At 73.5% G+C, this 26,380-nt stretch carries 30 protein-coding genes; 14 read left to right on the forward strand and 16 right to left on the reverse strand.

What is annotated here, in order from left to right; translation table 11 throughout:
- Positions 1–98: 98 nt before the first annotated feature.
- Both ACN27C_RS16150 and ACN27C_RS16155 read right to left on the reverse strand, forming a co-directional pair.
- The gene (locus tag ACN27C_RS16150; RefSeq protein ID WP_422751517.1) at positions 99–890 is read right to left on the reverse strand and encodes an aminoglycoside N(3)-acetyltransferase; all 792 of its coding nucleotides are present in this window, start codon (positions 888–890) and stop codon (positions 99–101) included.
- A 56-nt stretch (positions 891–946) separates the two neighbouring features.
- The gene (locus tag ACN27C_RS16155; RefSeq protein ID WP_422751518.1) at positions 947–1,381 is read right to left on the reverse strand and encodes a hypothetical protein; all 435 of its coding nucleotides are present in this window, start codon (positions 1,379–1,381) and stop codon (positions 947–949) included.
- Between the two features lie 64 nt (positions 1,382–1,445).
- On the opposite strand from ACN27C_RS16155, the gene ACN27C_RS16160 reads away from it, so the two are divergent.
- Positions 1,446–2,030 (forward strand): GNAT family N-acetyltransferase, encoded by a 585-nt coding sequence (locus tag ACN27C_RS16160; RefSeq protein WP_422751519.1) that lies wholly within the window; start codon positions 1,446–1,448, stop codon positions 2,028–2,030.
- A gap of 6 nt (positions 2,031–2,036) precedes the next feature.
- Here the strand turns inward: ACN27C_RS16160 and ACN27C_RS16165 are convergent, their stop codons facing one another.
- Together ACN27C_RS16165 and ACN27C_RS16170 are read right to left on the reverse strand one after the other, a co-directional pair.
- Positions 2,037–3,224, reverse strand: coding sequence for an FUSC family protein (locus ACN27C_RS16165; protein WP_422751520.1), 1,188 nt, complete (start codon positions 3,222–3,224; stop codon positions 2,037–2,039).
- A 50-nt stretch (positions 3,225–3,274) separates the two neighbouring features.
- Positions 3,275–3,742: an SRPBCC family protein gene (locus ACN27C_RS16170; RefSeq protein WP_422751521.1), complete on the reverse strand. Its 468-nt coding sequence runs from the start codon at positions 3,740–3,742 to the stop codon at positions 3,275–3,277.
- Positions 3,743–3,914: 172 nt separating this feature from the next.
- Between ACN27C_RS16170 and ACN27C_RS16175 the strand changes: the two genes are divergently transcribed.
- From ACN27C_RS16175 to ACN27C_RS16190, 4 genes are all read left to right on the forward strand, one after another.
- On the forward strand, positions 3,915–4,685 hold the full coding sequence (locus tag ACN27C_RS16175) for a GNAT family N-acetyltransferase (protein WP_422751522.1): 771 nt from the start codon (positions 3,915–3,917) through the stop codon (positions 4,683–4,685).
- Positions 4,686–4,768: 83 nt separating this feature from the next.
- Entirely contained in the window at positions 4,769–5,161 is a 393-nt protein-coding gene (locus tag ACN27C_RS16180; protein ID WP_091421509.1) for a hypothetical protein, read from the forward strand.
- A complete protein-coding gene (locus ACN27C_RS16185; protein ID WP_422751523.1) occupies positions 5,158–5,463 on the forward strand; it encodes a hypothetical protein in 306 nt (101 codons plus the stop codon). The genes ACN27C_RS16180 and ACN27C_RS16185 overlap by 4 nt, the downstream gene beginning before the upstream one ends.
- Positions 5,456–5,581: a hypothetical protein gene (locus ACN27C_RS16190; RefSeq protein WP_358172374.1), complete on the forward strand. Its 126-nt coding sequence runs from the start codon at positions 5,456–5,458 to the stop codon at positions 5,579–5,581. The genes ACN27C_RS16185 and ACN27C_RS16190 overlap by 8 nt, the downstream gene beginning before the upstream one ends.
- A 17-nt stretch (positions 5,582–5,598) precedes the next feature.
- On the opposite strand, the gene ACN27C_RS16195 is transcribed toward ACN27C_RS16190, so the two are convergent.
- Positions 5,599–6,291 carry a hypothetical protein gene (locus ACN27C_RS16195; RefSeq protein WP_393157128.1) on the reverse strand — a complete coding sequence of 231 codons (693 nt, stop codon included), beginning with the start codon at positions 6,289–6,291 and terminating at the stop codon, positions 5,599–5,601.
- 50 nt (positions 6,292–6,341) lie between these two features.
- On the opposite strand from ACN27C_RS16195, the gene ACN27C_RS16200 reads away from it, so the two are divergent.
- Positions 6,342–9,482: a BTAD domain-containing putative transcriptional regulator gene (locus tag ACN27C_RS16200; protein WP_393157129.1), complete on the forward strand. Its 3,141-nt coding sequence runs from the start codon at positions 6,342–6,344 to the stop codon at positions 9,480–9,482.
- 36 nt (positions 9,483–9,518) lie between these two features.
- Here ACN27C_RS16200 and ACN27C_RS16205 read toward each other — a convergent pair whose 3' ends face one another.
- Both ACN27C_RS16205 and ACN27C_RS16210 read right to left on the reverse strand, forming a co-directional pair.
- Entirely contained in the window at positions 9,519–10,346 is an 828-nt protein-coding gene (locus ACN27C_RS16205; protein WP_120568580.1) for an ABC transporter permease, read from the reverse strand.
- The gene (locus ACN27C_RS16210) at positions 10,343–11,299 is read right to left on the reverse strand and encodes an ATP-binding cassette domain-containing protein (RefSeq protein ID WP_350815757.1); all 957 of its coding nucleotides are present in this window, start codon (positions 11,297–11,299) and stop codon (positions 10,343–10,345) included. The genes ACN27C_RS16205 and ACN27C_RS16210 overlap by 4 nt, the downstream gene beginning before the upstream one ends.
- A 132-nt stretch (positions 11,300–11,431) precedes the next feature.
- Between ACN27C_RS16210 and ACN27C_RS16215 the strand changes: the two genes are divergently transcribed.
- The gene (locus tag ACN27C_RS16215) at positions 11,432–11,809 is read left to right on the forward strand and encodes a hypothetical protein (protein WP_364815964.1); all 378 of its coding nucleotides are present in this window, start codon (positions 11,432–11,434) and stop codon (positions 11,807–11,809) included.
- A 9-nt stretch (positions 11,810–11,818) separates the two neighbouring features.
- Here ACN27C_RS16215 and ACN27C_RS16220 read toward each other — a convergent pair whose 3' ends face one another.
- Both ACN27C_RS16220 and ACN27C_RS16225 read right to left on the reverse strand, forming a co-directional pair.
- On the reverse strand, positions 11,819–12,340 hold the full coding sequence (locus tag ACN27C_RS16220) for an SRPBCC family protein (RefSeq protein WP_422751524.1): 522 nt from the start codon (positions 12,338–12,340) through the stop codon (positions 11,819–11,821).
- Positions 12,341–12,343: 3 nt separating this feature from the next.
- On the reverse strand, positions 12,344–12,652 hold the full coding sequence (locus ACN27C_RS16225; protein WP_013475589.1) for an ArsR/SmtB family transcription factor: 309 nt from the start codon (positions 12,650–12,652) through the stop codon (positions 12,344–12,346).
- 87 nt (positions 12,653–12,739) lie between these two features.
- Between ACN27C_RS16225 and ACN27C_RS16230 the strand changes: the two genes are divergently transcribed.
- Entirely contained in the window at positions 12,740–13,669 is a 930-nt protein-coding gene (locus tag ACN27C_RS16230) for an LLM class F420-dependent oxidoreductase (protein WP_422751525.1), read from the forward strand.
- Positions 13,670–13,898: 229 nt separating this feature from the next.
- Here the strand turns inward: ACN27C_RS16230 and ACN27C_RS16235 are convergent, their stop codons facing one another.
- A complete protein-coding gene (locus tag ACN27C_RS16235) occupies positions 13,899–14,351 on the reverse strand; it encodes a hypothetical protein (RefSeq protein WP_393378980.1) in 453 nt (150 codons plus the stop codon).
- 67 nt (positions 14,352–14,418) lie between these two features.
- Here ACN27C_RS16235 and ACN27C_RS16240 point away from each other — a divergent pair, with 67 nt between their 5' ends.
- Positions 14,419–15,645 carry an FAD-binding protein gene (locus ACN27C_RS16240; protein ID WP_422751526.1) on the forward strand — a complete coding sequence of 409 codons (1,227 nt, stop codon included), beginning with the start codon at positions 14,419–14,421 and terminating at the stop codon, positions 15,643–15,645.
- A 1-nt stretch (position 15,646) separates the two neighbouring features.
- Here ACN27C_RS16240 and ACN27C_RS16245 read toward each other — a convergent pair whose 3' ends face one another.
- The 3 genes from ACN27C_RS16245 to ACN27C_RS16255 all read right to left on the reverse strand — a co-directional run bounded on the left by ACN27C_RS16245 (position 15,647) and on the right by ACN27C_RS16255 (position 17,926).
- Positions 15,647–16,786: a site-2 protease family protein gene (locus tag ACN27C_RS16245; protein WP_422751527.1), complete on the reverse strand. Its 1,140-nt coding sequence runs from the start codon at positions 16,784–16,786 to the stop codon at positions 15,647–15,649.
- 83 nt (positions 16,787–16,869) lie between these two features.
- Positions 16,870–17,076 (reverse strand): DUF397 domain-containing protein, encoded by a 207-nt coding sequence (locus ACN27C_RS16250; RefSeq protein WP_422751528.1) that lies wholly within the window; start codon positions 17,074–17,076, stop codon positions 16,870–16,872.
- A 13-nt stretch (positions 17,077–17,089) separates the two neighbouring features.
- Complete coding sequence (locus ACN27C_RS16255; RefSeq protein WP_422751529.1) at positions 17,090–17,926, reverse strand: helix-turn-helix domain-containing protein; 837 nt, start codon at positions 17,924–17,926, stop codon at positions 17,090–17,092.
- A gap of 273 nt (positions 17,927–18,199) precedes the next feature.
- Between ACN27C_RS16255 and ACN27C_RS16260 the strand changes: the two genes are divergently transcribed.
- On the forward strand, positions 18,200–18,514 hold the full coding sequence (locus tag ACN27C_RS16260) for a DivIVA domain-containing protein (RefSeq protein ID WP_422751530.1): 315 nt from the start codon (positions 18,200–18,202) through the stop codon (positions 18,512–18,514).
- On the forward strand, positions 18,511–18,765 hold the full coding sequence (locus tag ACN27C_RS16265) for a hypothetical protein (protein ID WP_013287870.1): 255 nt from the start codon (positions 18,511–18,513) through the stop codon (positions 18,763–18,765). The genes ACN27C_RS16260 and ACN27C_RS16265 overlap by 4 nt, the downstream gene beginning before the upstream one ends.
- 13 nt (positions 18,766–18,778) lie before the next feature.
- On the opposite strand, the gene ACN27C_RS16270 is transcribed toward ACN27C_RS16265, so the two are convergent.
- Positions 18,779–19,630, reverse strand: coding sequence for an alpha/beta hydrolase (locus tag ACN27C_RS16270; RefSeq protein WP_422751531.1), 852 nt, complete (start codon positions 19,628–19,630; stop codon positions 18,779–18,781).
- A gap of 137 nt (positions 19,631–19,767) precedes the next feature.
- Between ACN27C_RS16270 and ACN27C_RS16275 the strand changes: the two genes are divergently transcribed.
- Positions 19,768–20,511 (forward strand): SDR family NAD(P)-dependent oxidoreductase, encoded by a 744-nt coding sequence (locus tag ACN27C_RS16275; RefSeq protein WP_252452495.1) that lies wholly within the window; start codon positions 19,768–19,770, stop codon positions 20,509–20,511.
- A 40-nt stretch (positions 20,512–20,551) separates the two neighbouring features.
- Here the strand turns inward: ACN27C_RS16275 and ACN27C_RS16280 are convergent, their stop codons facing one another.
- Both ACN27C_RS16280 and ACN27C_RS16285 read right to left on the reverse strand, forming a co-directional pair.
- On the reverse strand, positions 20,552–21,442 hold the full coding sequence (locus ACN27C_RS16280; protein WP_422751532.1) for a L,D-transpeptidase: 891 nt from the start codon (positions 21,440–21,442) through the stop codon (positions 20,552–20,554).
- A 96-nt stretch (positions 21,443–21,538) separates the two neighbouring features.
- A complete protein-coding gene (locus tag ACN27C_RS16285; protein WP_393157145.1) occupies positions 21,539–22,984 on the reverse strand; it encodes an alpha-amylase in 1,446 nt (481 codons plus the stop codon).
- Between the two features lie 238 nt (positions 22,985–23,222).
- Between ACN27C_RS16285 and ACN27C_RS16290 the strand changes: the two genes are divergently transcribed.
- Both ACN27C_RS16290 and ACN27C_RS16295 read left to right on the forward strand, forming a co-directional pair.
- A complete protein-coding gene (locus ACN27C_RS16290) occupies positions 23,223–24,914 on the forward strand; it encodes a ferric reductase-like transmembrane domain-containing protein (protein ID WP_422751533.1) in 1,692 nt (563 codons plus the stop codon).
- Positions 24,911–26,377 (forward strand): NADH-quinone oxidoreductase subunit NuoF family protein, encoded by a 1,467-nt coding sequence (locus ACN27C_RS16295; protein ID WP_120568599.1) that lies wholly within the window; start codon positions 24,911–24,913, stop codon positions 26,375–26,377. Before ACN27C_RS16290 ends, ACN27C_RS16295 begins: the two co-directional genes overlap by 4 nt.
- The last annotated feature ends 3 nt before the right edge of the window (positions 26,378–26,380 follow it).

Here is a 26,380-nt window from a genome sequence, read left to right on the forward strand (position 1 = left end):
GCAACGTTGACCTTGGAGTTATGGCACCTCACAAAAGCCGCGTGCGAGACATCCGAGGCGCCACAACTCCAAGATCGACGACAGGCCCGGCGCGGACGTCAGTGCTCGCGGTTCGCGGCCATCCAGGCGGTGGCGAAGTCGACCAGCGCGCGCTGGCGCGTCAGCCGGGCCGTCGCGCCGCCGACGCGACCGATCGTCGTGGCGCCTGTCGCTTCGAAGTCGGCGCCCAGCCAGTGGAAGTCGTCCTCGTCGGTGACGACATCGGTCCACGTGGTCCACCGGGACGTCCCGTCCGGCAGCCGTACCGCCGAGCCCGTCATCGCCCGCGGCGGCGAAGCCTGCCGCCATTCCGCCAGGTGCAGCGAGGTGTTGGAGCTGTGGTCGCAGCCGAGCAGCAGCACCTTGCCGTCGAGCCGGTACACCGCGCCCAGCGGGGAGTGGTCGCCCAGCGCGTCGTCGAGTCGGTGGCCCGCCACGATGTCGGCGGCGTGCGCGCCGAGCGCGGCGAAGGACACCTGCGGGTGGTCGCTGCGGCGGGCGCCCGGCCAGGTGCGTACCGTCTCGGCGACCGCGCCCATCCACCGGCTCGGCGTGCGGGCCGGGTCGAAGCCGGGCGTCTGTTCGCGGATGACTGGCCACCACGCCTCCGGTACGGGCGGATGCCGCCACCCGGCCGGGTCCGTGTTGTCCGGCGTGTGCGTCGGCACGACGAGGGTGCCCTCCGGCCCGAGCGCGTCGAGCAGCGCCCACACCACCGCCTCGGTGCCGCCGGCGACGAACCCGAGACTCCGGTACGACGAGTGCAGCAGCAGGACGTCGCCCGGGACGATGCCGAGCGTCCGCAGGTCGTACGCGAGCGAGCTGACGGTGTGCGGTGAGGCCTGGTCCACGCGGCGCAGTGTAGGCGGGGCCGAGCCTGCACCTGGGACGGTGCCGGAGGACGGCGTCACTCCCACGGCGGGGCGTGCCGGTTCACGTAGTCGCGGGCGCGGGGGAGCGGATCACCCCAGTACCGGTGCGGCATGCGGTGATGCTGGACCCGGCAGAACGAGGCGAGGTCGTCGACGATCGCGATCCGGTCCAGTGGACGCCGCTCGAACTCCCGGTTGGCGGCGAGCAGGTCCGCCTCCCGGTTCCACCCGGCATGGTCGAACGCCCAGCCCGCCCAGGTCGCGTACACGTGGAAGACCTGGCTCTGGCCCGTGAACCGCAACCCCGCGAGGCTGATCGGCCGGTCCGGGTAGGTGTCCCGGCACACCCAGGCCAGGATGTGGCAGGCCCCGGCGGCGAAGAACGGCTGGTCGGCGCGCTCCCACGCGAGTCGCTGGTCGGCCCGTTCCCGTGGCGTACGCCGGAAGACGCCCGCCGCGGTCACCGCCATGGCTCGCACACTAGCGACACCAGGTCACTTGACACCAAGGGCGGATGGCGATGGAGAGTCGGGCATGAGCTTTCCGCTGTCGACGCCATCCGCCGTTCCCGCCGGCACGCTCACCACCGGTCCGCAACCCACGCTGTCCACGGCCGACGGTTTGGTCCTGCGCCCCTGGGAGGACGAGGACGCGCCGGCTGTGCTGGCCGCGTACCGGGACCCGGAGATCCGCCGCTGGCACACCCGCCGGCCGGCGTCGGAGGAGCAGGTGCGCCAGTGGTTCGCGCACTTCCGCCGCGCGTGGCGGCAGGCGACGGGCGCGAGCTGGGCGGTGACGCGTGACAGCGACGTGGTGGGCCGCATCGTGCTGGGCGGCTTCAACCTCGACGACGGCGAGGCCGGGTGCGCGTACTGGGTGGTTCCGGCCGCCCGCGGCACGGGAGTGGCCTCCGGGGCGTTGCGGGCGCTGAGCGCGTGGGCACTCGGCGAGGGCCGGCTGCACCGGCTCTGGCTGGACCACTCGACCGGCAACGTCGCGTCGTGCCGGGTGGCGGTCAAGGCCGGGTACCGGCTGGAGGGCACCAAGCGCAGCGCGGCCGTGCACGACGACGGGCGGCACGACATGCACCTGCACGCGCGCGTCCGCGGGGACGGCTGAACCGGGTCACGACTGCGTGGCGGCCACCTCCCGGATGCGCCGCAGCGCCTCCTCCCGGTCCATCCCGGTCGCCTGGAGGATGTCGCTCGCGGCGGTCCGGACCTGCCCCACGATCACCGTGCCGGACAGCCCGGTCCCGGCCAGCTCCGCGCGCGTCGCCGCAGCCACCGCGCGCAGCGCGTGGCGGCGGGCGTCCTCCGGGCCCTGGTCCGCGAGAACCTCCTCCTGTACGGCGTTCACCGCCGCACCGAGCGCCTCCACGGCGTCCGGCAGGCTCTCCGGGATCGGCTCCCCGTCCTCGATCAGCACGACGGCCCGCCGCGCCAGCACGCGGGTGTTCCAGACCGCCTGGTCCACGTCCGGCGCGCCGAGCTGGTAGTGCCGGACCGAACGTCGTCTCGGCCAGCGCGCCGGGGCGAGGTCGACCGTCTCCTTCGCGCCGCCGAAGACGTCCCAGAACCGGCCCAGGTCCGCGCCGATCGCCTGCGACCGGCTCAACGCCTGGTCGGCCAGGTCGTGGTCCCGTCGCCGCAGCGCGGCAGCGGTCGCCGCGAGCTGGCCGGCGAGCTGCCGCAGCGTCGGCGCTGCCACCCGCCGCACGACCCGCAGCGGGTTGATCGGCACCAGCAGCAACGTCACCACCAGTCCCACGCCGCCGCCGATCAGCGCGTCGACGAAGCGGGGGAACTCCAGCGTGTGCCGGGAGGAGGAGAGCGCGCCGAGCAGCACCGCCGTACCGCTGGCGTTGCCCACGATCCCGCCCCGCGTACTCAATGCCAGCGCGACCAGGACGGACGCCGCGACGATGACGCCGGTCTGCCACACGCCGGCGCCGACGGCCCCGATCAGCAGGTCCGACACGATGATGCCGAGCGTCACCCCGGCGAGCAGTTCGACGGTGTTGGAGAGGCGCCGCCCGAACGACGAGGTGATCACCGCGACCGCGGCGGCCGGGGCAAAGATCGGGCTCGGCATGCCGGTGAGCCAGCGGGCGACGGCCCAGGCCAGCGCCGCCGCCAGCCCGGCCTGCACGGCGAGTACCGACTTGATCCGCAGCTGTTGCATCCGGTCCCGCCCGGCGGCCCGGCCGCGCTCGTTCACGCGCTCCCACGCCTCGTCGAACCGTTCCGCGTCCAGGCCGGCGCGCCGCGACGACCCCCGCCGGCCGCCGCGACCCTCCCGCTGCCCGGTCACCACCGGCGGCTACCCGCAAAACCCGCCGCCAATCCCGGCGTCCGTCGTGGTCAGCCGCCCGATTCGAGGTACGCGGCCAGGTGCGCCAGCGAGGACGCGATGCCCTCCTCGTGCACCGCTTGGTCGATGCCCGGCGGCACGCCGGTGGCGGTGACCGTCACCTCGGTGCCGTCGCCGGCCGCCGCGAGGTGCCAGGTCATGGTCATGGTGCCCGCGTACGCGGGGTCGTCGGCCTGGAACACGGCGGTCTGCACGACCCGGTGCGCCGGTACGAGTTCGGCGAACCCGACGTCGACCACGTCGGTGGCGTCCGACGTCTTGCCGGGGTTGCCGGTCGGGTCGAGATAGGTGAGCACCATCCGGAACCCGCCACCCGGGCGCGGATCCCACCGTTCGATCCGCCCGCGCATCCCGTCCGGCGGCAACCACGCCTCCAGGGCGCCCCGGTCCACGAGCGCGTCATAGACGGCCGCTGGAGTGGCGCCGATGGTCCGCTCGCCCCGATCGATCCTGCTCACCCCCCAAACCCTAGGCCCGCTCTCTCCTCGCCGCGGGCCTGCTCGTCGATCTTGGAGTTGTGGCAGTGAACGAATGCTGTGAAGGAGGGTGATTCGGGCGCCACAACTCCAAGATCGACGGGGAAGCGGGAGCGGGGCGCGGGAGCGGGGCGCGGCCGGTACGCTGCCGCGAATGCCGGTACGCCCGCACCCCGACGCCCCTGACGACTCGCTGCTGCTCGGTGACGACGGCGTCCCGCTGTCCCGGCTGCGGCTGCGGGACGACGACGGCACGGCGGTCGCGGCCGACGTCCGGGCGCTGCCCGAGGCGCCGCTCACCCGGCTCGTCGCGCAGGTACGGCGCGATCTCGCCGGGCACCGGCTGGAGACGCCGGACGAGGCGCTGGCGGCGGCACTGGTGGCCGACGGGCTGGAGCTGAGCCGGGCCGCCACGGACATGCGGCACGACCTGACCGACGTGCCCGAACCGGTGGCGCTGCCGGACGGCTGGTCGCTCGGCGCACCCGGCTGGGACGAAGACCTCGCCGCAGGGCTGGACGCGGCCTACGGCCCGGACCACCCGGACGGCCGCTGGCAGCCCAGCGACACCCGGGAGGTACGGGCCATGTTCGACACCGGCGAGCCGGTGCCACCCCTGGTGCCCGCCTCGGCCCGGCTGGTCGACCCGGACGGCCGCAGCGCCGGGCACGTGCTGTGCGCCGGGCCGGTGCCGTGGACCGACGACGACTGCGTCTGGATCCTGAATCTGGGCGTCGCGCCCCGCGCACAGCGCCGCGGGTTCGGCCGGGCGCTGCTCGTCCACGCGTTGCGCGGCGCGCGGGAGGCGGGCCTGCCGTCCGTCGGCCTGTCAGTGGTCGACGGCAACCCGGCCCGCCGGATGTACGACGCGGCCGGGTTCCGCGTCCTCACCCGGGTGCTCACGGTCCGAATCCCGGACGCGTGAACGCTCGGCCCGATGCCTCTGGGTGGTTCGCCGTCGTCGCGCCGTTTCCGCCGTGGTCCCTTGCGTGTACTAGCGTCGGCTGGGTGGGGAAGCATGCTGCGAGCTACGAGCCGTTGACGGTGGCGCGGCTGGGCGCGTTGCTCGTCCAGGCGGACGACAGCCGGCGTTGGCGGTTGGTGGCGGAGTTCCTGGAGGAGTTCCGCTGGGAGCCGCGCGAGACCCGCATGCGGTTGTTGCAGGAGGAGCCGGCACCCACCGGAGACGAGCACTGGGACGTGTTCCTTGCAGCGCTGGTCGAGCATCTGAGCGCGAAGGACGGGCGCGGCGCGCCGCGGTGGGTCGAGACACGGTCGCTACGGCGGTTCTGGTTCCCGTTCAACACCAGAGCCGCTCGAGTGGATGCGGTCGTTCACGCCCCGGCGGCGTTCCGTCGCCGGGGCGTCTACGTCTCCGCACATGAGCTGGATGTGGCATGAGGCCGGAAGATCCCCTTCTGGATCGCGCCGCGATCGAGGACGCCTTCCGCAGGTTGGGCGACCGGCTCGCGAAGCGGGGGGTGATCGCGGACCTCTACATCTTCGGCGGTGCGGCGATGGCCTTGGCCTACGACGCGCGGCGGTCGACGCGTGACATCGACGCGGTCTTCCAGCCGCACGGGGTGGTACTCGACGAGGCCCGAGCCGTCGCGAACGAACTCGGTCTTCCGCACTGGTGGCTCAACGAACAGGCGAGCGCCTATGTCGCTCCTGGCGGTGACGCATCCGCTCCACGTGATTGATCATCTCGGGCTGACGAGTGCCGAGCAGGTGCTCGATCTGTGCGCTGAGATCTTTCCCGAGGAAGAGGTGCCGGGCCGCGCAAGGCTTGTGCTCGACGACGTGTTCGGCGCCGACTGAAGGTCAGGGGCCGACCGTCAGGCGCCGGTGAGCAGAAGGCGGTGCTCGGACCAGAGCCAGCGCAGGTAGTCCCGCAGCCGTTCCGGGGTGGCGATCCAACCCTGGCCGGGATAGCGGAGCAGTCGGCTGACCTCGCCGGCCACCAGGTCGTACCCGGCCACGCCGGTCTCCGGCACCGGGGCGTCCGGTGCGACAGCCACGGGCAGCGGGACCATCGGGATCCGCAGGCCGGCGTCGTCGCAGGCCCGCAGCACGGTGAGATAGACCCGGACCAGGTGGTACGGCGAGACAACGACCGCGACGCTGCCGCCGCCCAGCGCCCGCACCTGCTCCACGATCCACGCGGCCTGCCGTCCGGTGCCGGTGACCGGCTCGGCCTGGAGCACGACCCCGTCGGTCCGGCGCAGCCCGAGCCCGCGCAGCCGGTCCAGCGTGAGCGGACGGTAGGTCCGTTCGGCCGAATCGGTGTTCGCCACCAGCAGGTGCCGCAGTGCCGGGCCGGTTTCCCAGGCGCGGATCGCCTCGGTGAGGCGCCAGTCCTCGCCCTGGCCGGTGGGCACCACGAGCGCGTCCACCCGCTCGGCGGCGCGGTGGGGGAGCGTGAGGACCATCGTGACCGCCTCCAGCACCGCCAGGAGCCGGTCGGCGGGGACGCCCGCGAACGCCTCGGCCGGCACGAGCCGTGGCAGCGGGCGGGACACACTCGTCACGCCCGCGATCTTGCCACCTTCGGGTCGACGGGGGATGAGAGAGTGGCACGGTGCGGGTGGGGATCCTCGGGCCGCTTGAGGTCCGCGACGGCGATCGGCCGGTCGACGTCGCCGGGGCGCGGCTGCGGGCCCTGCTGATCCGCCTCGCCCTGGACCCGGGCCGGCCGGTGAGCGTACCGGCGCTGGCCGAGGCGCTCTGGGGCGACGAGCCGCCGACCGACACCGCCAACGCCGTGCAGACGCTCGTGTCCCGGCTGCGCCGGGCGGTGCCCGGGCTCGCGGTACGCAGCAGCCCGGCCGGCTACCGGCTCGACCTCGACCCGGACGACGTCGACGCCGGGCGGTTCGAGCGGCTGACCCGGCAGGGGCGGGCGGCGCTGCGCGAGGGGGACGCGGCGACGGCGCGGACGGCGTTGCGCGACGCGCTCGCGCTGTGGCGCGGGCCGGCGCTGGCCGAGGTCGCCGACGCGCCGTACGCGGCGGCAGCGGTGGCGCGGCTGGCGGAGCTGCGGCTCACCGCGCAGGAGGACCGGATCGAGGCGGAGCTGCGGACCGGGCGGCCCGAGCTGATCGTCGCCGAGCTGGGGGAGCTGACCGCCGCGCATCCGCTGCGGGAGCGGCTGGCCGAACTGCACCTGCGCACGCTCGCCGCGGCCGGGCGGCCCGCCGAGGCGCTCGCCGCGTACGAGCGGATCCGGCAGCGGCTCGCCGACGAGCTGGGTGTGGACCCGTCGCCGCAGCTGCGGGCCGCGCACCTGGAACTGCTGCGCGGCGAGGCGGTCCCGCAGCAGCCGGCGCCCGCGCGGCGGGGCAACCTGCGGTCGGCGCTCACCACGTTCGTCGGGCGCGACGAGGACCTGGCCCGGCTCACCGGGCTGCTCGCCGCCAACCGGCTGGTGACCCTGCTCGGGCCGGGCGGAGCGGGCAAGACACGGCTGGCGAGCGTCGCGGCGGGCCGGCTCGCGGACGGCGTACCCGGCGGGGCCTGGCTGGTCGAGCTGGCCCCGATCACCGACCCGGCGGACGTGCCCCGGGCCGTGCTCGACACGCTCGGCCGCCGGGACCGGACGCTGGAACCGGTACGCCCACCGGCCCGCGACACGCTCGGCCGCCTGGTGGAGACGATCGCCACCGACGAGACGCTGATCGTGCTGGACAACTGCGAACACGTCGTCGAGGCCGCCGCCCGGCTCGCCGAGGAACTGCTCGGGCACTGCCCGGGACTGCGCGTGCTGGCCACCTCCCGGGAGCCGCTGGGCATCGTCGGTGAGGTGCTGGAGCCCGTACCGCCGTTGCGTCTGCCACCGGCGGACGCGACGCCGGGCGACGCGCTCGCGTACCCGTCGGTGGAGTTGCTGCGCGACCGAGCCGCCGCCGTGCGCGCCGGGTTCGCGGTGACCGGCGACAACGTGGCGGCCGTGGTGGAGATCTGCCGGCGGCTCGACGGCCTGCCGCTGGCCATCGAACTCGCCGCGGCGCGGCTGCGGACGCTGTCGCCGCGGCAGGTCGCGGCCGGGCTGGACGACCGGTTCCGGCTGCTGACCGGCGGCAGCCGCACCGCGCTGCCCCGGCACCGCACGCTGCGGGCGGTGGTGGACTGGAGCTGGGGGCTGCTCACCGACGACGAGCGACGGCTCGCGGAACGGCTCGCGGTCTTCCCGGCGTCGGTAACCGCCGAGTCGGCGGCCGGCGTCGCCGGCCCGGCCGCCGCCGCGCTGCTCGACGCGCTCGTCGACAAGTCGCTGCTCCAGGTGGTCGGCGACGGGCGGTTCCGGATGCTGGAGACCATCCGGGAGTACGGACTGGAACGGCTCGCCGCCGCCGGAGCGGTGGCCGATGCGCGCGCCGCGCACGCGGCGTACTTCCGGGAGCTGGTCCGGACCGCGGAGCCGCACCTGCGGACCGCCGGTCAACTGCCGTGGCTGCGGCTGCTGGAGGCGGAACGGGAGAACGTCGTCGGCGCGCTGCACTACGCCTGCGACGCCGGTGACGCCGACACCGCGCTGCGGATCGGCGCGGGGCTGGCGTTGCCGCTGGTGATCTGGGGCGACGACGGTGGCATCGGCGGTGACGTGCTGGCCCGGGCGCTGGCGCTGCCCGGTCCGGCACCGGCGGAGGAGCGGGCGGTGGTGCTCGCCATCCGGATCGGTTCCGAGCTGGCACGCGGCGAGCAGGGGCCGACGCCGGAGCAGATCGCCGAGCTGACCACGACCCTGCGGGCGGCGGAGGGGACCAAGCACCCGATCGTGGGACTGCTGGCGCCGATGCTGTCGATCTTCGGCGACGACACGGCGGCCGGGATCGCGGCGATCGACCGGGCGCGCGGACACCCCGACCCGTGGACCGACGGCACGCTGCTGGGGATACGCGGCAAGTTCAAGGAGAACGACGGCGACGCCGAGGGCATGCTGCGCGACCTCACCGACGCCGCCGCGGAGCTGCGCGCGGTCGGTGAGCGGATGAGCCTGTCGCACGTGCTCAGCGAGTACGCGGACGCGCTCACCAAACGCGGCGACTTCGACGCGGCGACCGCGGCGCTGGAGGAGTCGGTGCGGCTGGCCCGGGAACTCAACCCGGCCTCCGAGCCGGGCTTCCAACTGATCTGGCTCGCCGCCATCCGCGCCCGCTCCGGCGACGTGGCCGGCGCCAAGGCCGAACTGCGCCGCTTCGTGACCGACCGGGACGGTCGGGACGGCGCGTTCGGGCTGATGATGCTCGGCAGCATCGCCCGCTCCGACGGCTCGCTGGACGAAGCCGAGGAGTGTCTCGCCGAGGCGATGCGCCGGCAGGCCGAGACGCCGCTCGTCGCCCCGCAGTTCCGTGGCCTGCTGCTGGCCGAGATGGGCCATCTGGCGCTGGCCCGCGGCGACCTGCCGGGTGCGCGCCGGCACCTCGACGAGGCGACCACGCGGGCCCTCGCCGCCCGGGACATGCCGGTGGTCGCAATCGTCACTGTCGGCTGGGTGGCGCTGGCCGCTGCGGAGGGCCGGTACGAGCGGGCCGCCGAAATGCTCGGCGTCTCGGACTCGCTGCGCGGCCGGCCCGACCGGTCCAACCCGGACGCGCAGCGGCTCGCCGAGCGGCTGCGCGCCGAGCTGGGCGAGGAGGGCTACGCCGCCGCGTACGCCCGGGGTAACGGCCTGAGCCGGGCCGACGCCCTCGCGTTCGTGGGCGGCGACCCGGCTCGGTGACCGGCGTGCCGCGCGGTCAGGCGCGGCGCGGACGGGTCACGCCCGGCGGCGGTAGGCGCGGACCGCGAGCGGCGCGAAGACCGCGATGATCGCCACGGTCCAGAGCAGCGACCGGGTCACCGGCCCGGCCACCGGGCCGCCGACCATCAGGCCCCGGGCCGCCTCCATCACGTCGGCCACCGGGTTGACCCCCACCCACCACTGCAACCAGCCGGGCAGCGTGTCCGTCGGCACCATCATGTTGGTGCCGAAGGTCAGCGGGAACAGCAGCAGGAACGCCGTGCCCTGCACCGCGCCCGGGCTGCGCATCAGCACCCCGAGCAGGACGCCGATCCAGCTCACCGCGAACGCGAACGCGATGGTCAGCAGGCAGGCGGCGAGCGCGGACAGCGGGTCGGTGCCGATCCGGAAGCCGAGCGCGTACCCGAATCCCAGCAGCACCACGATGGAGACCACGAACCGGACCAGGTCGCCGACCACCGAGCCGACGAGCGGCGCGGACCGGGCGATCGGCAGGCTGCGGAACCTGTCGAAGACGCCCTTCTCGACGTCGGTGTTGAGGCTGACGCCTGTCGCGATGGACGCGAACAGCACGGTCTGCACCATGATCGCGGGCAGCAGGAACTGGAGGTACTCGTGCTGCGAGCCGGCGACCGCGCCGCCGAGCAGGTAGACGAAGATCAGCACGAAGACGATCGGCTGGAGCGTGACGTCCAGCAGTTGCTCCGGGGTCCGGATCGTCTTGATCAGGCTGCGCCCGGCGAGCGCGAGACTGTGCCGGGCCATGCCGAACGGACGGCCGGCGGCGTGGGCGGTGCCGGCCCGGGACGGCGTCGCCGCCGCCGTACGAGTGGTCGTGGTCATGCCGCCACCTCCGTGGGCTCCTCGGCGCCGTGGCCGGTCAACGTGAAGAACACCTCGTCGAGGCTGGGCAGCCGCAGCGCCAGCTCCACCACCCCGATGCCGGCGTCGTCGAGCCGGCGGACCACAGTGGTGAACGTGGCGTCGCTGTCCACCGGCACGGTGAGCAGGCCCGGCCGGGGCAGCTCCGGATCCGCCCCGGTGCCGGCACGCAGGATCTCGGCGACCGCGCCGATCCGGCCCGGATCGGTCGGCCGGACGACGATCGTCTGACTGCCGGCGATCCGCTTCAGCTCGCCGGGCGTACCGTGCGCGATCACCCGGCCGTGGTCGATCACCGAGATCTCGTCGGCGAGCGCGTCGGCCTCGTCCAGGTACTGCGTGGTCAGCAGCACCGTCGACCCGTCGTCGACCAGGGAGCGGACCACGCCCCACATCTCCTCCCGCTTGGCCGGGTCCAGGCCGGTCGTCGGCTCGTCCAGGTAGATCACCTCCGGCCGACCGACCAGGCTCGCGGCCAGGTCGAGGCGGCGGCGCATGCCACCGGAGTACGTCTTGGCCGGGCGCCCGGCCGCGTCGGTCAGGCCGAACCAGGCGAGCAGCTCCGCCGCCCGCGCCCGCGCCTCGCGGCGGTTCAGGTCGAGCAGCCGGCCGATCAGCACCAGGTTCTGCGTGCCGGTCAGGTCCTCGTCGACCGAGGCGTACTGGCCGGTCAGCCCGATCAGCCGGCGTACCCGGGCGGCGTCGGTGACCACGTCGTGGCCGCCGACGGTGGCGCGCCCCTCGTCCGGGCGCAACAGTGTGGCGAGGATCCGCACCGCTGTGGTCTTGCCGGCGCCGTTGGGCCCCAGCACCCCCAGCACGGTCCCCCGGCGTGCGGCGAGGTCGATCCCGGCCAGCGCGGTCGTCGTACCGAACCGCTTGACCAGGCCCTCTGCCTCGAATGCGTAACTCATGACGCCGACGATGGCCGGGGTCGCTGGCACCGGGCGCACACGCCGCGCACACCGCCGTGTGCGCGGCGGCGGAATCGAGTACGCGTGCTCATTCGCCCAGGCCGCCGGCCGGGCAGGATCGAAGGCGTGACGATGAGACGTACGCTGCTCGGCGGTCTGCTCCTGGCGCTGGCCACGGCCGGTGCCTGGGTGGCCTGGCTGAGCTGGGAGTCCGGCTGGACCGTGGACCCGCAGACCGGCGACATGAGCGGGCCGTACGCGGTCTGGCAGGTCGCCGCCGCGGTGCTGAGCCTGGCCGCGCTGGCCGCGGTCGGCGGCTGGTGGCTGAACATCTGGCTGGTGGCCACGGTGATGACAGTGGCGTTCACCGTCCCATGGGCGGTGCACGCCGCCTCGACCGACGACACCGGCCTGTGGGCGGTGGGGGCGGCGCTGGTGGCCATCGGCACGACCATCGGGACGACGCTGGTCGGCGGCGCCGCCGGGTGGCTGCGCCGCCGGACCGCGTGACTGCAGTCGTCAGCCGCGGTTCAGGCGTTCGGCGTACGCGTCGCGCAGTTCCGCCCAGCTGAAGTCCTTCGCCTCCGCGCCCCGGATCGGGCCGACCGGGTCGCCGTCGAGCAGGTGCGCGGCGACGTCGAGGCAGAGGTGCCAGCCGGCGGCAGTCATCGGGGCGAGGTCGGGCCGGCCGACCCGGTGCCGCAGCGTGAGCGTGGTGCCGTCGCCGGTCGCGGTCAGCTCCCAGCGGAGCAGGTCGTCGCCCCACGCGTACTCCAGCAGGTGCGGCCGGTCCGCGCGCAGCACCCGAGCGGGCGCCGGGTGGGTCTGGTCGCCGTCGACGGTGCTGAGCACGGCGTCACCAGGACGGCCCAGGTCGCGGTCGGCCAGGAACGGCGCCCACGCGGCGAGCTGATCCGGGTCGGTGAGCGCGGTCCACACCTTCTCCGGCGGGTGCCGCAGGTCGCGGACGAAGACCAGTTCGTTCTCGGGTGTCAGCTTCACCCGGGCGAGCGGGCCGGGACGGAACGTGTCGCGGTCCATCGGTCACTCCTGACTGTCGAGATGGCGTTCCAGGGCGTCGAGGTGCGCGGTCCACATCGACCGGTACGGCCCGAGCCAGTCGTCCACTGCTCGTAGCGGTGCCACGTCGACCCGGTAGATCCGCCGCTGCGCGGCCGTACGGCAGGTGACCAGGCCGGCGTCGCGGAGCACCCGCAGGTGCTTGGAGACCGCCGGCTGGCTCATGCCCAGCGCGTCCACCAGCTCGCCCACGCTGCTCTCCGCCCGGCGCAGCCGGTCCAGGATGCGGCGGCGGGAGGGCTCGGCCAGCACGGTGAAGGCGTCGACGGTCACCCTCGCAATATGCCTCATCGGTTATATGCCTGGCAAGGAATGACAGGCCGCGCTGCCCCGGCCCGGCGGGCTCCATATGCTCGGAGGATGGAACTGCGGATCTTCACCGAGCCCCAGCAGGGGGCCACATACGACCAGCTCCTCGCCGTGGCCCGCCGCGCGGAGGAGACCGGCTTCGCCGCGTTCTTCCGCTCCGACCACTACCTCAAGATGGGTTCGGTGAGCGGCGACCCCGGCCCGACCGACGCGTGGACCACGCTCGCCGGCCTGGCCCGCGACACCACCCGGATCCGGCTCGGCACGCTGATGACCGCCGCCACGTTCCGGCTGCCCGGCCCGCTGGCGATCACCGTGGCGCAGGTCGACCAGATGAGCGGCGGCCGGGTCGAGCTGGGCATCGGCACCGGCTGGTACGCCGAGGAGCACACCGCGTACGGCATCCCGTTCCCGGCGCTGGGGGAGCGGTTCGACCGGCTGGAGGAGCAGCTCGCCGTCATCACCGGGCTCTGGTCCACCCCGGCCGGCTCCACGTTCGACTTCCCCGGCACGTACTACCCGGTCAGCGACTCGCCCGCGCTGCCCAAGCCGGTGCAGCGCCCCCGCCCGCCGATCCTGCTCGGCGGCATGGGACCGAAGCGCACGCCCCGCCTGGCCGCCCGGTACGCCGACGAGTTCAACCTGCCGTTCGCCTCGGTCGAGGACACCGTGGCGCAGTTCGGGCGGGTACGCGACGCCTGCGCCGAGATCGACCGCGACCCGTCCACGATGACCTGGTCCAACGCGCTCGTGCTCTGCTGCGGCCGCAACGAGGCCGAGGTGAAGCGCCGCGCCGAGGCGATCGGCCGCGAGCCCGGCGAGCTGCGCGCGAACGGCGCCGCCGGCACGCCCGCCGAGGTGGTCGACACGATCGGCCGCTACGCCGAGGCGGGCAGCTCGCGCGTCTACCTCCAGGTGCTCGACCTGAGCGACCTGGACCACCTGGAGCTGGTGGCCGCCGAGGTGATGCCCCAGCTCTGACCCGGCCCGCCGCCCGTCCCGCCTCCCGCCTCCCGTCGAGATCTTGGTACCAAACGGCCCCTATAGGGGCCCTTTCGTACCAAGATCTCCATCGGTCCCACCTTGCGGAACGGCAATCTCGCGTTACGGGAGGCGCTCCCGCCAACCCCGCGATCTTGCAGTTGCGGCCCTTTCGGTGCCGGATTTACGGCTCTTGTCGGGGCCGTAACTGCATGATCAACGGTGCGCGTCAGCGTGGGGTTGCGCGGCGAACCGTGTCCAGGCGGCCGTCGCGGTCGCTGTCCAGGAGCGTCACGTCGGGCACACCGTCGCCGTCCAGGTCGACCTGCACCACGTCGGCCACGCCGTCGCCGTCGAGGTCGGTCACCACCTCGACGGAACCGTCCAGGTGCCGGGTCACGATCGACCTGGCCGCCCCCTGACGCGGCGGCGGCCCCGGGTGGGGCACCGGAGCCGGCTCGGGCTCCGGCGTAGGCCCCGGCACCGGCGCGGTCGCCACGGGCCCCACCCCGGCCGCGGCAGGCGGCATCTGCTCGGCGGAAGCCGCCCCCGCAGCGGCGGGTGCCGTACCCGCCGCGGACGGCGCGGTGCCGGTGAGGTCGGGGTCCACGCCGGTCGGGTCGATCTCCTCCTCCGACGGGTACACGTCGCCGCGGAGGCTCGGGTCGCGGTAGCTGCTCATTCCGCCAGGATTCCCGCCGAGTGGCCGGGGCAACCCTGCCGGCGCATGATGGCGCATGATGCAGCGCATGACGGACACCAACTGGGCCGGAAACGTCAGCTGGTCGGCGCGTACCCGATCGCGGCCGACCTCGACCGACGAGCTGCGCCGGCTGGTCGCGGAGGCCGACCTGGTCCGGGCCGTCGGCACCGGTCACTCGTTCAACCGGCTCGGCGACACCACCGGCGTCCAGGTCGCGCTGGACGGCCTGCCGCCCACCGTCGCGCTCGACCCCGATCGCGGCGCGGTCACCGTCGCGGCCGGCCTGCGCTACGGCGACCTGGCCACCGCGCTCCAGGCTCAGAGGTACGCGCTGGCGAACCTCGCCTCGCTGCCGCACATCTCGGTGGCCGGCTCGGTCGCCACCGCCACCCACGGCTCCGGCGCGCGGAACCGCAACCTGGCCGCCGCCGTCGCCGCGCTGGAACTGGTCACCGCCGACGGCGACCTGATCACCGTCGACCGGGCCGACCCGCGGTTCGCCGGGCTGGTGGTCAACCTGGGCGCGCTGGGTGTGGTCACCCGGCTCACGCTCGACGTGGTGCCCACGTACGCGGTGCGCCAGCACGTCCGGCTCGGCCTGCCCCGCGCGGCGCTGGACGAGGCGCTCGACGCCGCGTACAGCGTCAGCGTCTTCACCTCGTGGCGTTCGGAGCGCTTCGACCAGGTGTGGGTGAAGCAGTACGCCGACCAGGCGCCGCCGCCCGCCGACTGGCTGGACACGGTGGCCGCCGACTCGCCCCGGCACCCGGTGCCCGGCATGTCGCCGGAGCACTGCACCGCGCAGCTCGGCGAGCCGGGGCCGTGGCACGAGCGGCTGCCGCACTTCCGGCTCGGCTTCACCCCGAGCAGCGGCGACGAGTTGCAGTCCGAGTGGCACGTGGCCCGGGACGACGCGGCGGCGGCGCTCACCGCGCTCGACCCGGTCGCCGACCGGATCGCCGCCGTACTCCAGATCTGTGAGCTGCGGACGATCGCCGCCGACGAGCTGTGGCTGAGCCCGAACTACCGGCGCGACTCGCTGGCGCTGCACTTCACCTGGATCGGCGACCCGGTGGCGGTGGCGCCGGTGCTGGCCGAGGTGGAGGAGCGGCTGGCCCCGTTCGCGCCGCGCCCGCACTGGGGGAAGCTGTTCGAGAGCGATCCCGCCGCCGCGTACCCCCGGCACGCCGACTTCGCCGCGCTGCTGCGCGAGTTCGACCCGAAGGGGAAGTTCCGCACCGCCGAGATGGACCGCTACTTCCCCCGGGGCTGACTCAGCGCCCGGCCGGCACCTGCTGGCGCAGGCTGCCGCGCTGCACCGCCCGGCTGATGTCGCTGGGCGAGACGATGCCGACCAACTGGTCGCCGACCACCACGAGCGCCCGGCCGTCGGTGCACTCGTTGAGCCGGGGCAGCAGGTCGGTGAGCTGCTCCTCCGGGCGGGCGAGCACCAGTTCGTCCGCCCGGCAGGACACCTCGGCCAGCGTGGTCGACGCGCGGCGGTCCGCCGCGATGCCGCGTACCCGATCGAGCGTGACCAGGCCGACCGGCCTGCCGTCGACGGTCAGTGGGAGCGCGGAGTGCCGGTACGCGAAGAGGTAGTGGTCGACGAAGTCGGCCACGGTGAGGTCGCCGGACGCGGTCTGCGGCTGCGGCGTCATCACGTCGCCCACCCGGATTCCGCGCAGCGCGTCGCCCATCCGGGCGGCGCGTTCCTCCTGGCCGGCGGCACCGAGCAGGAACCAGCCGATCAGCGCCAGCCACAGCCCGCCGAACCCGGCGCCGGTGAAGAACCGCCACAGCCCCAGCCCGATCAGCACGATGCCGAGCACCCAGCCCGCACGGGCCGCCACCACCGATGCCTTGGTCCGGTCGCCGGTGAACTTCCAGACCGCCGCGCGCAGCAGCCGCCCGCCGTCCAGCGGGGCGGCGGGGAGCACGTTGAAGATCGCCAGCAGCACGTTGATGCCCGCGAGCCAGGACAGCGCGCCCAGCAGCAGCCCGTCGCCGTAGGTCACGGCCACCGCCACCGCGATCGCGGCGAAGACCAGCCCGATGATCAGGCTGACCAGCGGCCCGACCCCGGCGATCCGCAGCTCGGCGCCGGGGTTCTTCGCCTCGCCCTTCAGCTCGGCGACGCCGCCGAACAGCCACAGCGTGATGCCCTCGACCTCGATGCCGTTGCGCTTGGCGACCACCGCGTGCGCCACCTCGTGGGCGAGCAGGCCGAGGAAGAAGACCACGGCGGCGGCCAGGCCGGCCGCGACGTAGGCGACAGGGGAGTGACCGGGGTACGAGGATGGGAACAGGCTCGCCGACAGCGCCCACGCGATCAGCACGAAGATGACCAGGACACTCCAGTTGACGCCGACCGGTACGCCCGCGATCCGGCCCAGACGGAAACTCGCCCTCATGTTCCCGTCATACCCGGCGGATCCACCCGCACACCAGGGCCAGGTGGCATCTCACAGGGCACCAGGGCAGAGCCATCAGGACGTCAGCGGCGGAACGACCGCTGCTTGACGCTCGCGATGAAGGTCGACCAGGCTGCCCGGTCGAAAGCGAGGGCCGGGCCCGTGGGGTCCTTGCTGTCGCGTAGCCCGACCACGCCGGGCAGGCCGTCGGCGACTTCGACGCAGTCGCCGGAGCCGTTGCTGCGGGTGCTCTTGCGCCAGGTCACCGTCGCCTGGTTGGCCTCTTCCACCCGCGCCGTCCTCTCACAGCTCGTCGATCGCCCCCAGGATGAGGTCGCGCGACTCCCGGGCGCCGGCCGCCGTGGCGACCAGGTGCTCGAAGACGCGGCTGTACTCCCTGACCTGTTGGCCTTCGAGATAGAGGCTACCCGCGCGGGTCTCGACGTAGACGACCCCCGGATCGGCCGGCTCGGGGAAGGTCAGCACGCTGAAGGCGCTGCCCATCGACCCGTACTCGCCCGCGCCGAACGTCAGGATCTGGATGGTGCGGCCGGGTCGGTCCGCCTCCTCGGCCAGTCGCCGCAACTGCGCCGCGAACAGCTCCGCACCGCCGACCGGCCGCCGTAGTGCTGCCTCGTCCAGCACCACCCAGAGCTTCGGCGGAGTCTCGGTGTCCTGTCGGCGCATGCGCAACTCCACCCGCCGGTCCACCTCGTCGTTCGGGGCGTCCGGGTGCTCGGCGCGGATGACCGCGCGGGCGTAGTCGGCGGTCTGGAGTAGACCCGGAATCAGTTGTGGCTGGAACGCGCGGATCTCGGACGCCTCGGCTTCCAGCCCGACGTAGACCTCGAACCAGTCCGGCAGCACATCGTCGTACGCCTGCCACCAGCCGCGCTTGCGGGCGTCGCGGGCGACCTGGACGAGCGCGTCCACCTCGTCGCCCTCCACGCCGTACAGCTCAAGGAGTCCACGGGCGACCGGTGGCATGACGGACACCTGGGCGTTCTCGATGCGGCTGATCGCCGACTTCGAGATCCCCACCTCCTTCGCGGCCTGGTCGGCGGTCATGCCGGTCTGCTCACGGAGGCGGCGGAGGGCAGCGGCCAGGCGTCGACGTCGGACGGTCGGGCTTCCAGTCATGCCGGTCAGTGTGGCGGAACCGGACGAGCTTCGCAACGACACTCTCCCGAATCGGGAGTTGCATAAAGGGTGCGGTTCACTGCACGATGAGTGAGTGGCCGGATCGGCTGGGTTACCGAGCTTGTCGACCTGGGCCACGTGTTGTGCCCTGCTGACGTACTGCCAGTCGATGGCTGCGGTGGCAGGTGCCGGGGTGGGTCCGCCGGTGCGGGGCGGGCCGGTGGGCCCACCCCTTCCACGGTTCGATCTCGACGGTGAGGGGCAGGTTCTGTCATGCGCGTCTTCCTCCGGCATGTCCGGCGTCGCCGGCGGTCGGTCCTCGGATCGACCTGCTACCGCTCGTCGGCTTACCACCCGCTGCGTCCCTGGCAGGTCCGCGAGCGGAACTTCCGGACGACCCCGCTGGGCCGGCGCGGGCTCGACCCGCAGGAGGTGCGGGAGTTCCTCGACCGCGTCGCCGGTGACCTGGCCGCCGTCTACGACGCGCTGGCGCAGAGCCGCCGGGAGACGGACCGGATCAAGAACGCGCTGCGCCGCTGGCAGTCGGAGCAGGCCCAGGCCCGAAACGAACGGGGGTACGACAGGTGACCGAGCGCTGGGTGATCCATCTGCCGGTCGTCGTCAACGACCTGCTCTCCGCTCAGCGGCTGGCCCGGGTGGTGGCGCACTGGACCCACGTTCTGCCACAGACCGAGCCGGGCGGCACCACAGTCTCGGCGGAGGACGACCAGAACGTCCGCCACTGGGTGTTCTGCGACCGCTTGCTGCCCGGTGGACAGCGGTGTCTGCTCCGACCCGGGCACGACGGTGAGTGCTCCCGGCGGTTCCGGCCGCGGTGAGCACCCGGCGCTCTCAGCGCCGTCGAGGGGCCTCGGCGACCACCGTCGGGGAGAACTCGTTCGCCGCCTCGACCGCCCACTCCAGCGCGTAGTCCGCCTCCTCCTCCCAGCCCGGTTCGCCGCCGACGAAGTGCGACCGGCCGGGGAACTCCCGGTAGCCGGTGAGCGCCGTCGAACTCCGGTAGAGGTTGGCGATGCTGCTGGCGAGGGTCGCCGGCACCACGTGGTCCTCGCCGCCCGCGGTGATCAGCAGCGGGGCGCGGTCGCTGCGCTTCTTGTCGATCTCGGTGGCCGAGTTCGGGTCCAGGTTGGCGAACGCGGCCTCGAACAGCACGTGCCCGGCGCCCGGTACGGCGTAGCGCTCCCAGGCGGCGTCGGACTGCTCCTGGCTGATGGTGTTGCCGAAGGCGTACCGGAAGTCCTCCGGCGTGAACGGCACGGCCCGGTGCCGGTTGGCCGGGTTGTGCAGGATGGAGTACCCGGAACGTAGCGTGGCGGGCGGCAGCTTGAGCACGCCCCGTACCGGCGCGGGGTGCACGGCGACCACTGCGGCGCCGAGGCGCCGGTCCAGCAGCAACTGGGCGACCAGGCCGCCGAACGAGTGGCCCATGACGATCGGCGGACGCGGCAGGCCCCTGATGATCGCCTCGTAGTGGTCGGCGATGTCGGCGATGCGCTGCGCGGCGATCGGCGCCGGGTCGGCCCGCAGTTCCTCCACCTCGCGGTCCATGCCGGGCCAGGCGGGCGTGAGCACCTGGAAGCCGCGCGCGGCGTACCGCTGCGCCCAGTGCTCCCAACTTCGTGAGGTCATCCAGAGCCCGTGGATGAGCACGATCGTGTCGACCCGTCCCGTCGGTGCGCTCATGTCCGCCTCCCCGTTTCGCCGCCGGCTGGCCCGCGCGTACCCGGCCTGGGTGCCGGCAATCCTGTCTGATCGAACAGTCGGGGAACGGCCGGTGACCCGGATGATCGCTGTCCTGAGTCGACTGTCAGGATGACGGCATGACGGTCAGACTTGCCGACAGGGTCGCCCTGGTGACGGGCGGGAGCCGTGGGATCGGCGCCGCCGTCGTGCGCCGGCTGGCCGAGGACGGCATCCACGTCGCGTTCACCTACCGCACCGCGGAGGAAAGCGCGAAGTCCGTGGTGGCCGAGATCGAGGCGTACGGCCGGACCGGCCTGGCGATCAATGCGGACAGTACCGACGCGACGGCCGTGGTCGGCGCCGTGGAGCGGACCGTCGCCGAGTTGGGGCGGTTGGACATCCTGGTCAACAACGCCGGGGTGTTCGCGGGCGGGCCGATCGAGTCGGTCAGCCTCGACGCCCTGGACCGGGCGATCGCGGTGAACGTGCGCGGGGTCTACCTCGCCACCCAGGCGGCGGTGCGCCACATGGGTGCGGGTGGGCGGATCGTCAACATCGGCAGCAGCTTCGCCAGTCGTGTCCCGGCTCCCGGGGTGAGCGCGTATGCGATGACCAAGAGCGCCGTGAACGGGCTGACCCGGGCGCTCGCCCGCGAACTCGGTCCGCGTGGGATCACCGTCAACCTGATCCTGCCCGGCTCGACCGACACCGACATGAACCCGGCGGACAGCGCGGGCGCGGACGGGCAGCGGTCGCACATCGCCCTCGGCCGGTACGCGGAACCGGAAGACGTGGCGGCGACCGTCAGTCACCTGGTGGGCGCCGGCGGACGGCACATCACCGGTGCGTCGATCGCGGTCGACGGCGGCGCGACGGCCTGAGCCGATCCAGGCCGACGGCTGGCTGCTGGGCTGAGCCCGGTCAGGGCAGGCGGTCGACCACCACGAAGGCGGTGCCCGGCTCCACCTCGGTCAGGAGCAGGCGCTGGGCGCTGCGGGTCAGCCGGATGCAGCCGTTGGTGACGTTCTTGCCGAGCGTGTCGTCGTTGTACCAGCTGTGCAGTCCGATGTGGGCGCCGCGCAGGCCGGTCGGCACCGCGTCCGGGTCGTCGGGGATCGCGCCGAGGGCGAAGATGTCGACGCCGCCGTAGACGGCCTCCGGGGGCGGGGTGCGGCCCAGCACGAACGTACGGCCCAGCGGGGTGAGCTGCCCGGACATGCCGAGGCTGACCGGCCAGGTGCGCATCGCGCGCCCGTCCCGGCTCCAGGTGAGGCGGTGGGTGCGCCGCTCCACCACGATCTGGTCGCGCAGCACCACAGTGGTCCAGCCGCCGGACGGCAGCCAGGCGATGGTGCGGTTGGCCGACGGCAGCAGCACCGCCGTCCAGCCGGAGCGCCGGTCGACGATCGGCACCGTCAGCCGTACGCCGCTGATGGTCGGCGCGAGGAACGCCAGCGGACGGCCGCCCGGTGCGTCGTACGCGGCCACGTTCCGGTTCGGGCGCAGCCCTTCGCTCAGCGGGCGGGTGTCGGCCGGGTCCGGGTCGGGTGGGAAGCCGCGCGGCGCCGGGTCGTAGGTGACCACCGGCAGGTCGTCCGGCGGCGGCGCGGCCGGCGGCACCGACTCGACCGGCGACGGGCTCGGCGCGGCGGTCGTGGCCGGGGGCGCGGCGGCGGGCGGCGCCGCCTGGCGCGCGGGCGTGGCGGTGAGCGCGCGGCCGACCAGCAGCGCGGTGACGAGCAGCAACGGTACGGCGAGCGCGGCGATCAGCCAGCCGGGAGGCCGGCGTGTGGCGAACCGGTCGAACAGCACGAAACAGACTGTAACCGACCGGAAGCCCCCGTACCCGGTACTACGGGTACGGGGGCTTCGCGGCGCGGGTGGCTCAGCTCAGCTTCGCCGGGTGGCTCAGCTCAGCTTCGCGCCGATGTGGATGGCGATCGCGTCGTGCGCGGGGACGTTCGCGGCGAACCAGCCGGACGAGTCCACGGTGATCACCGGCCCGCTGCACGAGCCGTTGCTGAACGTGCCGTGGACGACGTCGCAGTAGCGGCCCGCCGGCAGCCCGGTGTAGTACGACCGCCCGTTCACCGCGCTGTCCTCGTCGTTGATCGTCAGGTAGCCCTTGCCGGTACGGCTGAACGCGATGTGCTGGTAGCCGTTGTCGTACCAGTTGGAGACCCCGGCGCCCTCGGTGGCGTTGCGGAAGCCGACCATGTTGGCGATGACCGGCCAGCGGTGCTCGCACTCCCAGCCCGAGTAGCAGGTCACGTTGGTGATCCGGTTGCTGCCGTCGGCGGGCGGGCCCTGGTCCCGGCCGCTGTACGTGAAGCTCGACATCACCGCCGGCGTGCCGTACGGCCAGGCCAGCATGAACGCGTTGGCGAGCGCGTACGTGCCCCGGTTGCGGTAGGTCAGCACGCCACCCTCGCGCTGGGTGTCGTGGTTGTCGGTGAAGACCACCGCCTTCGCGCTCGACAGGTAGCCCCAGGACTCGCCGAAGTTCTTCAGGTACGCCAGGCGCTCGTTGTTGAACATCCGGGCCAGGTCCTTGCCGTACCGGAACTCGTGCACGTCGCCGTTGCCGGTGTACTCGGTCGGCTGGATCGGCTCACCGGCGCCGTAGATGACCTCCTGCACCAGGTACGCGCTGCGGGACAGCTTGGCCTTGATCGCGGCGATGTCGGCCGCCGGCATGTGCTTGCTGCCGTCCAGCCGGAAGCCGTCGACGCCGAGCGAGAGCAGGTCGTTGAGGTACGCGGCCAGCCGGCCGCGCACGTACTCCGACTCGGTCTTGAGGTCGGCGAGGTTGACCAGCTCGCAGTTCTGCACCTCGTACCGGTCGTTGTAGTTGGCGATGTCGTTGTTGCCGTTGCGGCCGCAGTAGTGGAAGTCCTGCGCCGAGTAGACGCCCGGGTAGTTGTAGTGGCCGTACGACGAGCCGGCCCAGCCGGTGCCGCCGTTGTCCTGCCCGGACATGTGGTTGACCACGGCGTCGACGATCACCTTGACGCCCGCGGCGTGGCACGTGTTCACCATGGACTGGAACTGCGCGCGGGTGCCCTTGCGGGACTCGATCCGGTAGCTGACCGGCTGGTACGACACCCACCACGGGCTGCTGTTGACGTGCTCCTGCGGCGGGGACACCTGCACGTAGCCGTAGCCCTTCGGGCCCAACGTGCTGGTGCACTCGGCGGCCACCGAGGTCCAGTTCCACTCGAAGAGCTGGACGATCACCTTCTTGGCGCCCGGGGTGGCGGCGGCGGCCGGGGGTGCCGCCGCGGTGACGGGGACGAGCAGGCTCGCGGCCAGGCCCAGGGCGAGCGCGGCGGCGCGGCATCGGCGTCGATGCATCAGGACTCCTGCGGGGTGCGGGGGATGCGGGGGAGTGGAGCCTGTTTCAGTGCCGGCTTCTTGCAAACCAGCCTGAAATTTTGCGGCAAGGTTACGAGCCTGTTGCAAAGCCTGTCAACGCATGGGCATCCGTCGTTGCGTCAGGCGCTACACGCGCGTCCGGGCTGGACGGTTCGAGAATCCGACCGAGAAATTCGCCACCGGAGGTGATCCGTCCGCGCCGTCCCTCCGTACCTGAGTGGGGAGCAGGGTCGGCCGGTGGGGGCGCCGCCGCGAGACGATCGAGGAGCAGATGGCCCGGGCACAGCAGAACGAGAAGGCGACGACCGTCCGGACCACCAGCACCAGCCGTGGTGCCCGGACGATGTCGAAGTCCGCGATGGTGGCACTGACCGCCTCCGCGCTCGGCCTCGCGTGGGCGGGTGTGGAGCTGGCCGGTGCCGGCGGCGTCATGTACTCGTACGGATTCTTCTTCACCGAGTTCTTCGCCGGGGTGGTCGCCCTGGTCTCGCTCAGCATCACAGTGATGCTGGGCCTGCTCGCCACCGACCGCCTGGTGCTGCTCATCCGGCACCGCGTGCTGCTCCAGTCGGCGCACCGGGCCACCGGCGTGCTCGGCGTGGCCGGGCTGGTCTTCCACGTCATCACCAAGGTCGCGATCGGCCGGGCCGGGCCGACCGACGCCGTGGTGCCGTTCCTCAGCGGCAGCGGCCTCTACGTCGGACTGGGCACCGTCGCCGCGCTGCTGATGGTGGGCGTGCTCTGGACCGGCATCATCCGGGTCCGGTTCGCCGGGGTCGGCCCGAAGTGGTTCTGGCGCGCGCTGCACTCGATGGCGTACGTGTCCTGGCCGTTCGCGCTGGTGCACGGCCTCAACGCCGGCCGTCCGGCCGCCGCCTGGGTGGTGCTGAGCTACCTCGCCTGCGTGGTGCTCGTGGTGATGGCGCTGCTGGTGCGCGTCTCGGTCCACCTCGGCAAGCGCAGCCGCGAGCAGCACCAGGCGGTCGCGCTCAACAAGGCGATGGCCGGCAAGGGCGAGGAGCGTACCGGCGTGTTCGCCGCGCTCACCCGCAAGAAGGCCGCCGACAAGGAGGACAAGGGCGCCGGCCGGGGCCGCTGGGCCGAGGCGACCGCCACCTGGACCGCACCGGCCGGCACCGCCCGGCGGCGCGATCCGGAGCGGTTCGCCGTACCCGTGGTGCCGGAACCCGGATCGCTGCGCGAGCCGGTCCGCGCGGCCGCCGCCCGGCGGCGCGACGAGGAGCGCGAGCCCGTCGTCCGGGCCCGGGACGAGGAGACGGCGCCGGCCCGCCGGACCGACGGCGAGCGGCCCCGCCGCCGTCGCCGCGACGACGAGGAACGCGTGACCCGCCGCTCCCGGACCGAGGAGCGGGTGAGCCGCCGGTCCCGCGACGACGAGGACCTGGTCGCACGGTACTCGGCGCCTCCGGAGAGCGGCGGCCGGCACTCGGCGCCGCCGGACACCGGCGGTCGCCACTCCGCACCCCCGGACAGCGGCCGGTACGCCACCGCGGCCGAGGTGGCCCGCTACTCCGCGCCGCCGCGCGCGACCGACGAGCCGGAGGAGCCGTGGGACAGCCCGCGCCGTTGGGAGACCCGCCCGGTCTCCGGTGAGCCGATCTCGGCCGGCCCCATCTCCGGCACCCCCCTCTCGGCCGAACCGCTCAGCGGATCCGGCCGCCGCTACCGGGACGAGGAGGACGTGCCGGAGGAGCCGGACTACTGGCGCCCGCCGGCCCGCTACGCCGCTGACGAGGCGTTCGTCGACGACACCCCGACGCTCGTCGACCTCGCCTCCCGCCGGGCGATGCGCGCGGGCAAGGAGAGCCGGTCCAGCCGTCGCAAGCGGGCCGACGCGGACGCGGTCGACGGCGCGTACTGGGCCGGGCTGCGGGGTGAGGCCCGGTGAAGCGCACGACGGTCCCGCCGGTCGCCTGTGTCGGCGAACCCCGCCTGACCGCCGGGTTCGCCGAGTTCGGCCGGCTCGACCTGCTGGCCCACGAGGAGGTGCACGGCCCGATCGGCCCGATGGAACCGGCGGCGCTGCTGCGGCTCGCCGAGGCCATCGACCTCAAGGGCAAGGGCGGCGCGGGCTTCCCGTTCGCCCGCAAGCTGCGCGCGGTGCTGGAGTCCTGCGAGCGGCAGGACCTCGGTGCCGTGGTGGTCGTCAACGCCACCGAGGGCGAGCCGGCGAGCTGGAAGGACAAGGTGCTGCTCACCCGCGCCCCGCACCTCATCCTGGACGGCGCCGCGCTCGCCGCGTTCGCGCTCGACGCCGAGGAGATCGTGATCGGGGTGGCCGACGACGACGTGGGCCGGCCCTCGCTGACCGAGGCGTTGCAGGAACGGCGGATGCCGGTGCCCACCACGATCGTCACCGTGCCGCACCGGTTCATCTCCGGTGAGGGCGGCGCGCTGGTCAACGGCATCAACGGACTGCCGCACATCCCGCCCGGCACGAAGAAGCGGTCCAGCGACTCCGGCGTCGGCGGGCTGCCCACGCTGCTGTCCAACGCCGAGACGTACTCCCAGCTCGCCGTCGCTGCCCGGATCGGCCCGTACGAGTACGCCGCGCTCGGCACCGACGACGAGCCGGGCACCGTGCTGCTCACCGTCACCGGGTCGGCGAAGCGCCCCGCCGTGGTGGAGTGCGCCGCCGGCACCCCGCTGCGCGAGATCCTCGACCTGTGCGAGGTGCCGCCCGGCCCGGGCATCCTGATGGGCGGCTACCACGGCAAGTGGATCACCGCGGCGGCTGCCGAGCGGGCCGAGGTGTCCCGCAAGGGGCTCACCGCCGTGGGCGGCACGCTCGGCGCCGGCATCATCGTGCCGCTCGGCGCCGACACCTGCCCGCTCGGCGAGGCCGCGCAGGTGGTGCGGTACCTGGCGGGCGAGTCCGCGGGGCAGTGCGGCCCGTGCAAGATGGGCCTGCCCGACCTGGCCCGCTCGGTCGACCTCGCGGTCTCCGGCAGCGCACCGGTCGAGCTGGTCCGCGCCGCGGCCGGCGACGTCAAGGGCCGCGGCGCGTGCAGCCATCCGGACGGCACCGCCCGGTTCGCACTGTCTGCGATGGAGGTCTTCGCCGACGACCTGCGGCTGCACGCCACCGGCGAGGGCTGCGGCAAGCGGGTGAAGGGCATGATGGGCCTGCCCGGCGCGCCCGACGGCAACCCGCAGAAGCTCACCCTGGACTGGTCGCGCTGCGACGGGCACGGGCTGTGCGCGCACGTGGTGCCGGACTTCATCCGGCTCGACGGCAACGGATACCCGGCGTTCCCGCCCACCCCGGTGCCGACGTGGCTGCGCGAGGGCGCGCTCAAGGCGGTCAAGGTCTGTCCCGAACTCGCGCTCCGCCTGGTCCGGGCCGAGTAGAAC

This window comes from Micromonospora sp. WMMD1219, from assembly GCF_049315215.1.
In the GTDB taxonomy this organism is placed as follows: Bacteria; Actinomycetota; Actinomycetes; order Mycobacteriales; family Micromonosporaceae; genus Micromonospora; species Micromonospora tulbaghiae.